This is a genomic window from Streptomyces sp. NRRL S-37, from assembly GCF_000721605.1.
Classification (GTDB): domain Bacteria; phylum Actinomycetota; class Actinomycetes; order Streptomycetales; family Streptomycetaceae; genus Streptomyces.
The window spans coordinates 89,212-103,464 of record NZ_JOIZ01000021.1 but is presented as its reverse complement, the minus strand read 5'-3'; the positions used below and the strand labels follow the sequence as shown (position 1 = coordinate 103,464).

At 71.5% G+C, this 14,253-nt stretch carries 12 protein-coding genes; 4 read left to right on the top strand and 8 right to left on the bottom strand.

The genetic code is table 11. The features are described 5' to 3' along the window. Positions 1-80 precede the first annotated feature (80 nt). From IH50_RS0129040 to clpS, 3 genes are all read right to left on the bottom strand, one after another. A complete protein-coding gene (locus tag IH50_RS0129040; RefSeq protein WP_030868653.1) occupies positions 81-1,505 on the bottom strand; it encodes an amino acid permease in 1,425 nt (474 codons plus the stop codon). Positions 1,506-1,904: 399 nt separating this feature from the next. Next, positions 1,905-2,507, bottom strand: a complete 603-nt coding sequence (locus IH50_RS0129035) for a DUF2017 domain-containing protein (RefSeq protein WP_030868650.1) — start codon at positions 2,505-2,507, stop codon at positions 1,905-1,907. A gap of 56 nt (positions 2,508-2,563) precedes the next feature. Next, entirely contained in the window at positions 2,564-2,881 is a 318-nt protein-coding gene (gene clpS, locus IH50_RS0129030) for an ATP-dependent Clp protease adapter ClpS (RefSeq protein ID WP_030868648.1), read from the bottom strand. 97 nt (positions 2,882-2,978) lie between these two features. Here clpS and IH50_RS0129025 point away from each other — a divergent pair, with 97 nt between their 5' ends. Together IH50_RS0129025 and IH50_RS0129020 are read left to right on the top strand one after the other, a co-directional pair. Beyond that, positions 2,979-4,325, top strand: coding sequence for a nicotinate phosphoribosyltransferase (locus tag IH50_RS0129025; protein ID WP_030868645.1), 1,347 nt, complete (start codon positions 2,979-2,981; stop codon positions 4,323-4,325). A gap of 171 nt (positions 4,326-4,496) precedes the next feature. Then, the gene (locus IH50_RS0129020; RefSeq protein WP_051767486.1) at positions 4,497-5,135 is read left to right on the top strand and encodes a nicotinamidase; all 639 of its coding nucleotides are present in this window, start codon (positions 4,497-4,499) and stop codon (positions 5,133-5,135) included. Positions 5,136-5,187: 52 nt separating this feature from the next. On the opposite strand, the gene IH50_RS0129015 is transcribed toward IH50_RS0129020, so the two are convergent. Both IH50_RS0129015 and IH50_RS0129010 read right to left on the bottom strand, forming a co-directional pair. Beyond that, entirely contained in the window at positions 5,188-5,514 is a 327-nt protein-coding gene (locus tag IH50_RS0129015; RefSeq protein WP_030868639.1) for a hypothetical protein, read from the bottom strand. Between the two features lie 122 nt (positions 5,515-5,636). Continuing rightward, positions 5,637-7,994: an immune inhibitor A domain-containing protein gene (locus tag IH50_RS0129010; RefSeq protein ID WP_030868637.1), complete on the bottom strand. Its 2,358-nt coding sequence runs from the start codon at positions 7,992-7,994 to the stop codon at positions 5,637-5,639. Positions 7,995-8,383: 389 nt separating this feature from the next. Here IH50_RS0129010 and IH50_RS0129005 point away from each other — a divergent pair, with 389 nt between their 5' ends. After that, positions 8,384-8,701: a hypothetical protein gene (locus tag IH50_RS0129005; RefSeq protein ID WP_030868634.1), complete on the top strand. Its 318-nt coding sequence runs from the start codon at positions 8,384-8,386 to the stop codon at positions 8,699-8,701. Positions 8,702-8,704: 3 nt separating this feature from the next. Here IH50_RS0129005 and IH50_RS0129000 read toward each other — a convergent pair whose 3' ends face one another. The 3 genes from IH50_RS0129000 to IH50_RS0128990 all read right to left on the bottom strand — a co-directional run bounded on the left by IH50_RS0129000 (position 8,705) and on the right by IH50_RS0128990 (position 12,476). Further along, positions 8,705-9,412, bottom strand: coding sequence for an RDD family protein (locus IH50_RS0129000; RefSeq protein ID WP_030868631.1), 708 nt, complete (start codon positions 9,410-9,412; stop codon positions 8,705-8,707). A gap of 87 nt (positions 9,413-9,499) precedes the next feature. Further along, the gene (locus IH50_RS0128995; RefSeq protein WP_030868628.1) at positions 9,500-10,945 is read right to left on the bottom strand and encodes an RDD family protein; all 1,446 of its coding nucleotides are present in this window, start codon (positions 10,943-10,945) and stop codon (positions 9,500-9,502) included. A 115-nt stretch (positions 10,946-11,060) separates the two neighbouring features. Then, positions 11,061-12,476 (bottom strand): FAD-binding oxidoreductase, encoded by a 1,416-nt coding sequence (locus IH50_RS0128990; protein ID WP_030868626.1) that lies wholly within the window; start codon positions 12,474-12,476, stop codon positions 11,061-11,063. Between the two features lie 103 nt (positions 12,477-12,579). Here IH50_RS0128990 and IH50_RS0128985 point away from each other — a divergent pair, with 103 nt between their 5' ends. Beyond that, positions 12,580-13,992: a tetratricopeptide repeat protein gene (locus IH50_RS0128985; RefSeq protein WP_030868623.1), complete on the top strand. Its 1,413-nt coding sequence runs from the start codon at positions 12,580-12,582 to the stop codon at positions 13,990-13,992. The last annotated feature ends 261 nt before the right edge of the window (positions 13,993-14,253 follow it).

Here is a 14,253-nt window from a genome sequence, read left to right as displayed (position 1 = left end):
GGCCCGTATGCCGGACGCCTTGAGCGGAGGGGGCAGGGGGTGCCACGAGTACTCCCTGCCCCCGGCGTCCTGGGTGGAGGTCAGCCCACCTTCTCGAAGTGGCCTTCGCCGCGCTGGGTGACCTGCGGGTTGCGGGTCTTGAGGACGGCCCAGCCGATGCCGAGGGCGACGGCCCAGCCGGCCATGACGTACAGGCAGATCCTGGAGTCCGCGTCCATCGCGATCAGGGCGGTGACGAAGAGCAGGAACGCGATGGCGATGTAGGAGCAGACGGAGCCGCCGGGCGCCGGGAAGGCGGAGGCGGGCAGGCGGCCCGCGACGACCTGGCGGCGGTAGAGGACGTGGCTGATCAGGATCATCAGCCAGGTCCAGATGCCGGCGGCGGTGGCGACGGAGGTGACGTAGCCGAAGGCCTTCTCCGGGACGGTGTAGTTCAGGACGACGCCGATGCCCATGAAGACCACGGAGGTGGCGATGCCGAGCGCCGGGGTCTTGGTGGAGGACAGCCGCTGGAAGACCTTCGGGGCCTCGCCGTTGTCGGCGAGGTTGCGCAGCATGCGGCCGGTGGAGTACATGCCGGAGTTGCAGGAGGACAGGGCGGCGGTGAGGACGACGAAGTTGACGATGCCGGCGCCGGCCGGGATGCCGATGACCGCGAACGCCTTCACGAAGGGGCTGACCCCGTCGGAGAACTCGGTCCACTTGACCACGCACAGGATGACGGTGAGGGCGCCGACGTAGAAGAGGGCGATGCGCCAGGGCAGGGTGTTGATCGCCTTGGGCAGGGTCTTCTCGGGGTTCTCGGACTCGCCGGCGGTGACGCCGACGAGTTCGACGGCGAGGTAGGCGAACATGACGCCCTGGAGGGTCATCAGGGACGAGCCGATGCCCTTGGGGAAGAAGCCGTCGAAGGCCCAGAGGTTGGAGACGGCGGCGGTGTCGCCGGCCTGGCTGAAGCCGAGGGTGAGCACGCCGAGGCCGATCACGATCATGCCGATGATGGCGGTGACCTTGACCATGGAGAACCAGAACTCGATCTCGCCGAAGAGCTTCACCGAGATCAGGTTGGCGCCGAACAGGATGATCAGGAAGACCAGGGCCGACGTCCACTGCGGGATGGCCGGGAACCAGAAGTTGATGTAGATGGCGGCGGCGGTCAGCTCGGCCATGCCGGTGACCACCCACATCAGCCAGTACGTCCAGCCGGTGAAGTAGCCGAAGAAGGGGCCGAGGAACTCACGCGAGTACTCGGCGAACGAGCCCGAGACGGGGCGGTAGAGCAGGAGCTCGCCGAGGGCCCGCATGATGAAGAAGATGATGACGCCGGCGAGGGCGTACATGACGATCAGGCTGGGTCCGGCCTTGGCGATGTTCGCGCCGGCTCCCAGGAAGAGCCCGACGCCGATCGCGCCGCCGATCGCGATCATCTGGACCTGGCGGCTGTTGAGGCCGCGCTCGTACCCCTCCTCGGGTACGGACTCCGTGTCGACCTGCGGTGAGGCCATGTGTGGTGCGCCTTTCTCCATGCCGACCCGGGCCGCTGTCGGCCTCGGATCGGGTCTCGATCCCCCCGGACTGATGGAGCTGGGCGGGCTCTGGGAGTCCGCCCGTGCCTGGCCGGCGGTCGCCGGCTCGGTGGCGCACCCGGCGGAACATACGGGTGGTGTTCGCCGGGCGGTCGTGAAGATTTATCACGGCCGCCATACTGATCACACGGGCGGTGCGTGGCGCGCCTCACAGGGAGAAGTGGACAAAAGACACCTGAAGGGCCCATACGTGCCGGGCTCTTTGACGGGATCGTTATCCGGATTTGAGTGTCCTCTGAGCGAACGCGTCAGCGGACTTTTCCGGACATCCTGTGTCGACTCACGGCATGGGGTCCCACCGCGGGTCCCACCGCGAGGTCATGGCATGAGGGTGGTGACGAGGGTCTCCTGGAGTCCGCCGAGCCACAGGTACGCCATCACCATCGGCTTGCGCGGGTCCTCGTCGGGGAGGTGGAAGAGGAGGTCGCTGTCGTCCTCGTCGCGGATCTCCAGGCGGGAGCCGATGGCCAGGCGCAGGTCGTTGAGGGCGCCGAGCCACTGGCGTGACGCCTCCGGCGACAGCCGCAGCACCGCGCCGCCCTCACCGGCCGGGGCGAGCGCGTCCAGGGAGCGGATCACCGCGAGGGCGTTGTCGCGCTTGCCGGCCCGCAGGTCGTTCTCGGTGTAGCGGCGGAACTCGGCGGAGTGGGCCCGCTGTTCCTCGGCCTCCTTGCCCCGCGGGGCGCCCTCGGGGTCGCTGTAGGCGTCCGGGAAGAGGCGGCGCAGCACGGGGTCGGAGGGGGGTTCGCTCGGGCCCTCGGTGAAGAGTCCGGCGAGCGGGTCGGCGGCGTCGTCCTCGGCCGGGCCGGGGCCGATGAGCTCCATGAGCTGCACGGCCAGGGACCGGATGATGGAGATCTCGACGTCGTCGAGGGCGACGGCCGCGCCGCCGCCGGGGAGCGGTTCGAAGGTTCCTGGCATGGCGGCGTTCGGCTGCTTCCGGTCCTGCGGGCGGGGGCGGGTCATGTCCGGATCGGTCACTTCCGGTCGTGCTGGAGGGTGGCCCACAGGCCGTAGCCGTGCATGGCCTGGACGTCGCGTTCCATCTCCTCGCGGGTGCCGCTGGAGACGACCGCCCGGCCCTTGTGGTGGACGTCGAGCATGAGCTTGGTGGCCTTGTCCTTGCTGTAGCCGAAGTACGACTGGAAGACGTACGTCACGTAGCTCATGAGGTTGACCGGGTCGTTGTGGACGATGGTGACCCACGGGACGTCGGGCTCGGGTACGGCGAAGGCCTCCTCCGCCGGTTCGGTGCGTTCGATCTCCAGGGGTGCGGGTGACGTCACACAGCCCATGCTGCCACCGCAGGGGGGTGGTCGCACAAACCGGCCCGCTGTTCCGGCACCCGGACCGAAATCGTCAAACTGACGAAATGGGGGTAGCATCCCTGGTATGAACACAGCGGACCTTGGGCTGCCGGTGGATGTTCCGTCGACGGCACTCTTCACTGACCAGTACGAGCTGACGATGCTGCGGGCCGCGCTGAAGGCCGGCACCGCCGGGCGGCGCAGCGTGTTCGAGGTCTTCACCCGGCGGCTGCCGGACGGCCGCCGCTACGGCGTGGTGGCCGGCACCGGGCGGGTGCTGGACGCGGTGGAGAACTTCCGCTTCGACCCGGGCGTGATCGGCTTCCTGCGCGAGAAGGACATCGTCGACGAGGAGACCCTGGACTGGCTGGCCGGCTACCGCTTCTCCGGTGACATCTGGGGCTACCCCGAGGGCGAGGTGTACTTCCCGGGCTCGCCGATCATGCGGGTCGAGGGCAGCTTCGCGGAGTGCGTGCTGCTGGAGACGGTGATCCTGTCGATCCTCAACCACGACTCGGCGATCGCCGCCGCGGCCTCCCGGATGTCCTCCGCCGCCGGGGACCGGCCGCTGATCGAGATGGGCGCCCGGCGCACCCACGAGCTGGCCGCGGTGGCCGCCTCCCGGGCCGCCTACGTCGGCGGCTTCGCCTCCACCTCCGACCTGGCGGCCGGCTTCCGCTACAACATCCCCACCGTGGGCACCTCCGCCCACGCCTTCACCCTGCTCCACGACAGCGAGCGGGACGCCTTCCGGGCCCAGGTCGACTCCCTCGGCGGCGGTACGACGCTGCTGGTGGACACCTACGACGTGGCCGAGGCGGTCCGTACGGCCGTGGAGGTCGCGGGGCCGGAGCTGGGCGCCGTACGGATCGACTCCGGGGACCTGCTGCTGGTGGCGCACCGGGTGCGGCAGCAGCTGGACGAGCTGGGCGCCACCGGCACGCGGATCATCGTGACCTCGGACCTGGACGAGTACGCCATCGCCTCGCTGGCGGCGGCGCCCGTGGACGCGTACGGCGTGGGGACCCAGCTCGTGACCGGCTCCGGGCACCCGACGGCGTCCATGGTGTACAAGCTGGTCGCCCGCGCGGAGTCCGCCGGCCCGAAGGCGCCGCTGGTGCCGGTGGCGAAGAAGTCCACGGGCGGGAAGACCTCCATCGGCGGCCGCAAGTGGGCCGCGCGGCGGCTGGACGCGTACGGCGTCGCCGAGGCCGAGGTGGTCGGCACCGGCCCGGTGCCCGACGAGCTGGCCGGGCGGCAGTTGCTGGTGCCGCTGATCGAGGACGGTGAGGTGATCGCCCGGGAGCCGCTGGACGTGGTCCGCGACCGGCACGCGGCGGCCCGCGCGGGCCTGCCGCTGTCCGCCACCCAGCTCTCCCGCGGGGAACCCGTCCTTCCGACGGAGTACGCGCACGGGCCGTCGGGTAGGTGAAAGCGTGCCCCCTCTGCGCGGGGCGGGGCTCCCGGTGCGCGGGCGGGGGCTTCCGGCCGCCCTGTCGTACCCCTGTCCGCGCCGTCCCCGATTCCATAGGCTCGGAGGTTCACCCGGCCGGGCCCGCCCCCACCCGACCTCACCCGATCCCACAGCCGAAGGACACCGACCATGCGCCGCGCACTGATCGTCGTCGACGTACAGAACGACTTCTGCGAGGGGGGCAGCCTCGCCGTGGCCGGCGGGGCGGACGTGGCCGCCGCCATCACCGAGCTGATCGGCCAGGCCGCCTCGGCCGGCGGCTACCGGCACGTGGTGGCCACCCGTGACCACCACATCGCGCCCGGCGGGCACTTCGCCGACAACCCCGACTTCGTACGGTCCTGGCCCGCGCACTGTGTCGCCGGGACGGAGGGGGTCGGGTTCCACCCGAACTTCGCCCCCGCGGTGACCTCGGGGGCGATCGACGCCGTGTTCGACAAGGGGGCGTACTCGGCCGCTTACAGCGGGTTCGAGGGGGCCGACGAGAACGGGACGCCGCTGGCGGAGTGGCTGCGGGAGCGGGGGGTCGGCGAGGTGGATGTGGTGGGGATCGCCACGGATCACTGTGTGCGGGCGACTGCGCTTGATGCTGCCCGCGAGGGGTTTCGCACGCAGGTGCTGCTTGATCTCACCGCCGGGGTAGCGGCGGAGACCACTGAGCGGGCGCTGGAGGAGCTGCGCTCGGCGGCCCACTCTCGGCTTCGCTCGAGCGGGAGGTACCCCCACCGCCCACCCGTGCCGCCCTGGGGGTACCTCCCAGGCCCTTAAGGCACTGGGGGAGGCACGATTGCCCGCAGTTACGCGGCACGGCTGCCCGCGGTCACGCGGGGGTTGCTGGGCGTCTGAGTAGGGCTTTTATCGGGTGCCAGAGTTCTACCGTCAGGGTGGTGTCGGGGGTGGTGCGCCATATGAGGCCGTCGGGGTGGTGGAGGACCGCGGTGATCTCGTCGGGGGTGGGCGGGGCGGCGTTGCCGCGCAGGTAGATGGAGCGCAGGCCCAGGTTGCGGAGCCTGGTCAGGGCCCGGGCGCGGTTCTGGGCGTGGACGAGGACGCGGACCCCGGCAGGGGCGTCGGCGGCGGGGCTGGGCAGGTTCAGTGCCACCACCACCGTGCCGTTCGGCAGCTTGCAGAAACCTCCTGCGGCCATGCGGTCATACCCCCGTGTCCACTGGTGTCAATAAGAGAGCCACAGGAGGCACCTAAACACGGATCGGCGGTGACCCGCCAGGGGGTCACCGCCGATCATGCTCTGACCTGCGAAGATACTATTTACCTACCCGCGGGGCCGACCTCGAGCTCGATCGTCGAGCCGTCCTTGGCCTCCTTGGTGATCTTGATCTTCGTGTTGGTGTCAGTGACCTGGACACCGCCACCCGGGTTCTCCGGGTCGTAGTAGGTGTTCGTGCGGTCGTTGAAGACCGACACGCCCTTCGACGACGGGATCCACTTCGCCACGTCCGCCTTGTGGAGCGTCATGCCCTCGGTGCGGAACTTGCTGAACGTCGCGTCGTAGGTCTGGATGCGGTTGCGCATCAGCGTGCCGTCGGACCACTTCAGCGCGGTCGGGTGCGAGTCGATCGGGAGGATCAGACCGGTGCCCGGGTGCTCGCTGGTGTTGTTGTCCGCCTGGGAGGTGTCCCACTTCCAGATCAGCAGACCGTTCTGGTACGCGTAGTGCTCGACCCAGTCCGGGCGGGACGTGTAGCCGAAGTTGTACGGGCCGACCTCGAGGGTCTCGTCGTACGACACGTACTGGCGGTTCTCGGCGATGTAGTACTGCGCGTACTCCTTGGTGAAGGACGCGCCCTGGCGGGTGAAACCGTTGGCCGTCCAGGCGGCGTCCGCGTTCTCGGCGTCGTCGGAGAAGACCGGCGTGCCGTCCGCGGTCACCGTGATCCGGTCGGCCGTGAAGCCCTTGAGGGCCACGCCGCCGTCGGACTGGTAGCGGAAGCGCAGGTCGATCTTCTGGCCGGCGTAGGCGTCGAGGGAGTACGCGAACTTCTCGTAGCCGTCGAGCGTGCCGTGCAGGGCCGGCTTGTCGCTGCCGTCGCGCGGGATCGGCTGACCGTCGACCGTTCCGTCGAGGGCGGTCCAGTTGGCGCCGCCGTCGGTGGACACCTCGGTGTAGAGGTAGTCGTAGTTGGACTCGATCTCGTACCAGCCGTCGAAGGTGAGCTCGGCGGAGGACGTGCCGGTCAGGTCGACCGAACGCGTCAGCGTGTTCTTGAGGTTGTCACCGCTGCCGCTCCACCACTGCGTCTGCCCCTCGGCGGGCGGGATGATCTCGGTGGTCACGGCCTTCTTCGGCAGCGTGACGACGAGGCCCTGCTTGTGCTTGGTGTTGTACTCGGCGACGCCCAGCTTGTGCCAGGAGTCGACGCCCGCCTTGGCGGTGTCGTAGTTCAGCCAGCCGAGCTGGAGCTTGTCCCAGGCGGTCATGTCGCCGGGCAGGTCGCCGATCTCCTTCTTCCCGGTGCCGAGCCAGGAACCGGAGGACATCAGCGTCCAGAAACCGGTGGAGTTCTCGCCGCCGGCGGTGTCGTAGAGGTCCGGCAGACCGAGGTCGTGGCCGTACTCGTGGGCGAAGACGCCGAGTCCGCCGTTCTCCGGCTGGACGGTGTAGTCGCCGACCCAGATGCCGGTGGAGCCGATCTGCGCGCCGCCGAGACGATTCTGCTCGGGGCCCGTGGCGCCGGCGTCGGTGCCGAAGGCGTACCAGCGGTGGGCCCAGATCGCGTCGGTGCCCTGGGCGCCGCCGCCGGCGGACTCGTCCTCACCGGCGTGCACGATCTGGAAGTGGTCGATGTAGCCGTCGGGCTCGTTGAAGTCGCCGTCGCCGTCGAAGTCGTAACGGTCCCACTCGTCGAAGCGGGTGACGTCCGCCTTGATCTGGGCGTCGGTGCGGCCGGCCGCCTTCTGCTGGGCGACCCAGGCGTTCAGGCCGTCGCTGACGACGTTCCACACGCTCGGGCAGTTGGTGTCGCCGCAGGCGTTGTTGCCGTAACGGGCCTCGTTGTAGGGGACCTTGACCCAGTCGGAGACCTCGCCGTCGACCGAGTAGCGGCCGGAGGACTGCTTCTCGTAGTAGGTCTTGACCGAGTCGACGCCCTTGCCGGACCCGAAGTACAGGTCCTCGAAGTGCCGCTGGTCGTAGTCCTCCTGCCAGGCGGTGGAGTTGTCCACCTTGCGGTCCGGCTTGGCTATCCGGTTGTGCAGCGGGCCGGCCTCGCCGCCGTAGCGGCTGTCGACCTTGTCGCCGAACTCGACCAGGATCGTGAAGATCTTGTCGGTCTTCTCGCGGCCGAGCTCTACGTACTTGCTGTCGCCCTTCTTGCTCTTGAGCTGGACGACCTTCGAACCGTCACGGTTCTTGACCGAATTCTTACCGGATATGACCTGGTTGAGCGCCTCTTCCCGCTGGGCCTCCTGCGTCTTGGAGAGCGGCCCCTCGAGGTCGTGCTCGACGTGGTTGTTCGCCGCCGGGTCGTGCCGGTCCACGGCGCTGGGACGCTCGGCCTTGTCAGCCGAGTCGGCCTGGGCCACGGTGAACGCAGAGCAGGTGGCGGTGACCGCCGCGAGGGCCACGCCCGTCGCGGCCGCTCTGAACGTCCAGGGTCTACTGATCACTTGAGATCCCCTCCCGCGTGCGTACGCGCGGCCGAAGGAGGTTCCGTCTGTGGAAGGTCCCGCGCGCACGTGATCAACGCGTGTAGTCAAGTGACGACATTTGACTAGAGGTTCGCCAGAAAAAACAGACCTTGACTTGAACAGTTCAACTGCACTATGCGGAGCCGTGGTCCGCTTTCCGGACACATCGGCGCGAACCCGAGCGGGCGCGTACAACCGTCCACGTGGTGGACGCCATGAATCCGTGCGCCCCCTGTGCACCGGCCCTGTCGGTCAGGTCACGCTTACTGTCCGTTCCCCTCGGGCACGCTCGCGGTTAGAGTCGTCTGGCGAAACCGCCCTGAACCGGCGGAAAGCCAGGCGGACAGCCTCCGACTCCCGAGGACACGATGGCCATGCCCCGTCCGACTGTCGCTCAGCTCGCTTACGGTTCGTGCACCGTGATCTTTTCGACGTTCGTCATGCTGCTGTTGTCCGGAGCGAGTTCGGTCGTGGGCGTCGCGGTCGTCGCCGTCTCGGCCCTCGCCCTCGGACTGCTGGTGGCCGTGACGGTCCCGCTTCCCGGCCTCCGGCGGCCCGTCGCGGTGGTGCGGCCCGCCGTGGCGGAGCGGCCCGCGGCCCCGGAGCCGGTCCGGCCGGTCCCGTCGGTACGGGCCTCCGTCGCCCCTCCGGCCCGTGAGCCGGTGCGGGAGCGCGCGGCGTCCTGACCCTCATCCGGTGCTGACCACCACGGTCTTGGCCGCCTTGTCGTGCAGGCCCTGTTTGTAGGGCCGGTCGAAGAAGCTCCAGCCGCCCGCGATCACGGTCCACACGCAGGCGCAGCAGAACGCGAACGGCAGCCACAGCACGAGGGCGCGGATCAGCGCGGTCTGCACGGAGGGGGTCGAGCCGTCGGCGAGGTCGGCCACCCGCATGCGCAGCCACTTCTTGCCCAGGGTCTGGCCGCCCCGGGCGGTCATGAAGGTGTCGTAGGCGATGTAGAGGGCCGCGGCGATGAGGGACTGCGCGAGGGAGTTGCCGACGTTGATCTCGTCGCCGTCGACGTCGTACTCGCTGACCCCGAACGGCCAGGTGAGCAGCCAGACGACGATGCCGACGAGGATCATGTCGATGATGCGGGCGAGCGTGCGCCTGCCGCTGTCGGCGAGCGGAGGCATGCCGGCGAGGGGGTCGGAGGGACCGGGGGGTCCGCCGTAGGGGCCGCCACCGCCACCGCCGTAAGGGTCGCCGCCACCGCCGTAGGGGCCGCCGCCACCGCCGTAGGGATCACCGCCGCCGGTCGGCGGTGGCGGGCCGCCGGGGGTGTCGTACGGGGAGCCCGGTCCCGGGGTGTCGGGTCCGCCCGGCGGGGGGTGCTTTCTGAACGGGTCGTCGTCCGGCGGCTGCCGGCCGGAGCCGGGGGGCGGTTCGGTGGTCATGCCCCGAGTCGACCGTGAACCCCCCGGCCCCGCATCCGGCGAGCGGCCGTCCGGAGCAGCGGCGGCGGCGATACGGGTGACGGGGGCTCAGCTTGCGGCGACGAACGTGTGCGCGGCCTTGTCGTGCCAGCACTGGTGCCAGGGCTTGTCGAACAGGCACCACAGGACGCCGACGACCCCGACGACGAGCAGTCCGGGCACGCTGTAGACGAGCCAGCGGCGCAGGGCCGCGCCGAAGGACGGCGCCTCGTGCGCCTCGATGTCCCGCACCTCGACGCCCAGCAGCCTCTTGCCCAGGGTGCGGCCCCATTTGACGGTCGGCAGCACCTCCAGGAGGACACCGGCGAGGAGGAGGACGGCGAGGACGGTGCCGAGGTGGACGGAGGTGGTGCCGTCGAGCAGCCAGACGGTGACGGTCTCGCCGGACAGCTTGGCCGCCTCGATCTTCGCGTCGATGTGGTCCAGCGCCTTCATGCCGAGCGGCACGGCGGCCACGGCGGTGACGGCGCCGAGGACGACGGTGTCCAGCAGCCGGGCGGCCAGCCGCCTGCCGAGCGCGGCGGGGCGGGCCGCGGCCTGGCGCCGGGCGGCGGCCTGGAACACGTCTTCGACGGGCGGCTTCCAGGGCGCGACGGGCGGCTCCTCACCGCCGGCCAGCCGGTGCACCTGCTGCACCCAGGAGGACTGGCCCCCGCCGGCGCCGCTCGTCAGGGGCGCGCCCGCTGCCTGCGGGGGCGCTGTTTGTGCGGGGGCGGCCGGGGCGGCGGTCTGCTGGGGGCCGGACGGGGCCGTGGCGGCAGCGGCGGCGGCGCGTGCGGCTGCCGCCTTCCCGGCCCCGAACCCGGGCCGCCCGGGGGCGGCGGAGCCCGTGTGCGGTCCCGAGGGGCCCTGTCCCGTGCGCGGGGTGACGGCGCGAAAGGTCATCGTGCCCTCGTCCGCGCGCTCCCCGCCGGGGGTCCCGGCCTCCTGCCGCGGCTTCGGCGCCGACGCCGACGCCGGTCTGCGGAACACGAAGGTGTTGCCCGAGTCGGCCGCGGCCCGCTCGTCCGGGGTGTCCGCGCCCGCGGGCCCGGCCTCCGGCGCGGAAGATGCGGAGGGCGCGGAAGATGCGGAGGGCGCGGAAGATGCGGAGGGCACGGACGGTGCGGACGGCGGGGCCGCGTGCGGCACTCTCGGGTCGGCGCCCCAGGACACCTTGCGGTCCTGGTCGCCGCCGAAGCCGGTCTGGTGGGAGCGGTCGGCGCCCCACGCCGAGGCGGGCTCGGGCCGGCTGCCGTGCTGGGACCCTGCCGGGGACGGCTGCTCGACGGGGTCCTCGTCGAAGAAGTGCGGCCCGGTCTCCTCGACGGAGGGCCGCGCCGGGCCCGCGCCGGGCGGTGGCGCGAGCGACTCGCCGTCCTTGGGCGCCGGACGGCTCGTGCCCGGCACCCAGGAGGCACCGTTCCAGTACCGGACATATCCAGGAATGGACGGGTCCGGGTAATACCCTTCGCGGGGCCTGTCGTCGCCGGGGGCCGGGGTTGGGGCGCTCATGTCCGTCGTCCCGTATCTGCTCGATGGGTGGGTCGGGGGGAACCACATCTATCAGACGCGCGGGAACCTGACCGCCCGTCCGGCCGGACCCCACTCGTTTCGGGCACCTTCGCGGTCAGAAGAGCTTGCCGGGGTTCAGAATTCCGAGCGGGTCGAACGCCTTCTTGACGGCCCGCTGCATCTCGAGGCCGACCGGGCCGAGTTCGCGCGCCAGCCACTCCTTCTTGAGCACGCCGACGCCGTGTTCGCCGGTGATGGTGCCGCCGAGTTCCAGGCCGAGCGCCATGATCTCGTCGAAGGACTCGCGGGCCCGCCGGGACTCCTCCGGGTCGGACGCGTCGAAGCAGACCGTCGGGTGGGTGTTGCCGTCGCCGGCGTGGGCGACGACGCCGATGGTGAGCCGGTACTTCTCGGAGATCCGCTCGACGCCGTCGATGAACTCGCCGAGCTTCGAGCGCGGCACGCACACGTCGTCGATCATCGTCGTGCCCTTGACCGCTTCGAGGGCGACCAGGGACGACCGCCGTGCCTGGAGCAGCAGTTCGGACTCGGCGGCGTCCTCGGCGGGGACGACCTGGGTGGCGCCGGCGGCCTCGCACAGTGCGCCGAGCGCGGCGAGGTCCGCGGCGGGGTCGGTGGTGTCGAAGGCGGCGAGCAGCAGGGCCTCGGTGGACTCCGGCAGGCCCATGCGGGCCATGTCGTTGACGGCCTTGACGGTCGTACGGTCCATGAGTTCGAGGAGGGAGGGGACGTGGCCGCCGGCCATGATGCGGCACACGGCGTCGCAGGCGGCGGCGGAGGAGGAGAACTCGGCGGCCAGCACGAGCTGCTCGGGCGGCTTGGGGCGCAGGGCGAGGACCGCGCGGACGACGATGCCGAGGGAGCCCTCGGAGCCGACGAACAGGCGGGTCAGGTCGTATCCGGCGACGCCCTTGGCGGTGCGGCGGCCGGTGGACATCAGGCGGCCGTCGGCGAGGACGACGTCGAGACCGAGGACGTACTCGGCCGTCACGCCGTACTTCACGCAGCACAGCCCGCCCGAGGCGGTGCCGATGTTGCCGCCGATGGTGCACATCTCCCAGCTCGAGGGGTCCGGCGGGTAGGAGAGGCCGTGTTCGCCGACCGCGCGGGAGAGGGCGGCGTTGACGACGCCGGGTTCGACGACGGCGATCCGGTCGACCGGGCTGATCTCCAGGATGCGGTCCATCTTGGCCAGGGAGAGCACGACGCAGCCGTCGGTGGCGTTGGCGCCGCCGGACAGGCCGGTGCGGGCGCCCTGCGGGACGACGGGGACGCGCAGTGCGGTGGCGGTGCGCATGACGTGCTGGACCTGTTCGACCGTGCGCGGCAGGACCACCACCGCGGGGCTGCCGGCCGGGCAGAAGCTCGCCATGTCGTGGGCGTAGGAGGCCGTGACGTCGGGGTCGGTGAGGACGGCCTCGGGGGGCAGGCCGCCGAGCAGCCGGTCGACGAGGGGGCCGGCCGCCACCGTGTCTTCATCGCGTCGCGCTTCGATACGGCTCATGATCACAGCGTCGCACCGGGGGCCATCGGTGTGAACCCCGCGGAGGTACGCGCGCCCCATCGGAGTGTGATCATCCTATGTACGCGGGGTGTGACGCACAGTGTGCGCCATGACGGTGTGCGCCACGGACGACAAGCCACGTGAACCCCGGCGGCGGGTGCGCCGACGGGCGCTGCTCGCCTCGGCCGCCGGGTGCGCGGTGCTGGGCGGGGTGCTGGTGCTGCTCCCCTGGGAGCAGCAGGCATCGCTCGCGCCGGATGCGGGAGAGCGGGCGCTGGCGGCGGTCACCAGCGGGGTGCCGGCCGCGCTGCCCGACCTGGAGGCGCTGGTCGGGAAACGCGAGCGACGGGTGCGGGAGCGTCCGGGGGACGCGGAGGCCTGGGCGGTGCTCGGGGCGGCCCGGGTGGAGCAGGGGCTGCGGCTGGCGGACCCGGCGTACTGGCCGCGGGCCGAGAAGGCGCTGCGCACCTCGCTGAAGGTGCGGGCGGAGGGGAACGCCCCGGCGCTGCGGGGGCTGGCCGCGCTGGCGAACGCCCGGCGGGACTTCGCGGCGGCCCGGAAGTGGGGTGAGGCGGCGCGGAAGCTGGAGCCGAAGCGGTGGACGACGTATCCGCTGCTGATCGAGGCGTCCGCCGGACTCGGTGACGACGAGGAGACGGGGAGGCTGCTGGAGAGGCTGAAGAAGCTGCGCTCCGGTCCCGTCGCGATGGCGCGGGCGGCGGCCGTGTACCGGGACCTGGGCCGGCGGGAGGACGCGGCGGTCAAGCTGGCGGACGCGGTGTCGGCCGCCGGGGAGCCGGCCGAGCGGGCGGCGTACCTGGAGCGGGCCGGGCAGCTCGCCTGGGAACGCGGCGACCGCCAGGACGCGCTGCGGCACTTCCGGAAGGCGGTGCGGACCGACCCCGACCAGCGGGCGGCACAGGCGGGGCAGGGCAGGGCGCTGGCGGCGCTGGGGCGGACGGCGGAGGCGCTGGACGCGTACCGGACGGCGCTGGAGAAGCAGCCCCGGCCGGAGTACGCGCTGGAGCTGGGTGAGCTGTACGAGTCGCTGGGGCGGAAGCGGGCGGCGGGGGCGCAGTACGGGGTGGTGCGGGAGCGGGTGCGGGCGGCCGCCGCGCACGGGGGTGACGAGTCGCTGGTGCTGGGGCGGCTCGAGGCGGATCACGGGGACGCGAAGGCCGCCGTGCGGCGGCTGCGGGAGGTGTGGGTGCGGCAGCCGTCGACGGAGACGGCGGACGCGCTGGGGTGGGCGCTGCACCGGGCGGGGAAGCACGAGGAGGCGTTGCCCTTCGCCGTACGGGCGACCGAGGAGACGCAAGGGGGCGGCGTACGCAGTGCGCTGTACGCGTTCCACCGGGGGATGATCGAGCGCTCACTGGAGCGGTACGGGTCCGCGCGGCGGCACCTGAAGGAGGCGCTCCAGCTCAATCCGTGGTTCTCACCACTGTGGGCACCGCAGGCGAAAACAACCCTGGCCCGCCTGGGCGAACCGCCCGTCCAGGCGGGGCCCGAGTCCGACTGACCGTTCCACGGCTGGGCGCTCTGCAGTCAGTCACGCGACCGGGCCGCCGCTGCCCCTCCCCCGATCAGCCGCACGACTGGGCCGCTGCCCCTCCCCCGATCAGCCGCACGACTGGGCCGCTGCCCCTCCCGCGGGCAACTGTACGGCTGGGTCGCATCCCGCCTCCGCCCAGCCGCGGGCAGTCGTGCCGCAGGGCGGCACGGGTGGGCGCGACGGCACCTCGTCGGCGCCGGGTTGCGCGATGTCCCCCCGGACCGCACC

Bases quoted from the DNA above. Each gene is read 5' to 3' on its own strand.
- IH50_RS0129040 (WP_030868653.1), bottom strand. From the start codon at position 1,505: ATGGCCTCACCGCAGGTCGACACGGAGTCCGTACCCGAGGAGGGGTAC.
- IH50_RS0129035 (WP_030868650.1), bottom strand. From the start codon at position 2,507: ATGCCAGGAACCTTCGAACCGCTCCCCGGCGGCGGCGCGGCCGTCGCC.
- clpS (WP_030868648.1), bottom strand. From the start codon at position 2,881: ATGGGCTGTGTGACGTCACCCGCACCCCTGGAGATCGAACGCACCGAA.
- IH50_RS0129025 (WP_030868645.1), top strand. From the start codon at position 2,979: ATGAACACAGCGGACCTTGGGCTGCCGGTGGATGTTCCGTCGACGGCA.
- IH50_RS0129020 (WP_051767486.1), top strand. From the start codon at position 4,497: ATGCGCCGCGCACTGATCGTCGTCGACGTACAGAACGACTTCTGCGAG.
- IH50_RS0129015 (WP_030868639.1), bottom strand. From the start codon at position 5,514: ATGGCCGCAGGAGGTTTCTGCAAGCTGCCGAACGGCACGGTGGTGGTG.
- IH50_RS0129005 (WP_030868634.1), top strand. From the start codon at position 8,384: ATGGCCATGCCCCGTCCGACTGTCGCTCAGCTCGCTTACGGTTCGTGC.
- IH50_RS0129000 (WP_030868631.1), bottom strand. From the start codon at position 9,412: ATGACCACCGAACCGCCCCCCGGCTCCGGCCGGCAGCCGCCGGACGAC.
- IH50_RS0128995 (WP_030868628.1), bottom strand. From the start codon at position 10,945: ATGAGCGCCCCAACCCCGGCCCCCGGCGACGACAGGCCCCGCGAAGGG.
- IH50_RS0128985 (WP_030868623.1), top strand. From the start codon at position 12,580: ATGACGGTGTGCGCCACGGACGACAAGCCACGTGAACCCCGGCGGCGG.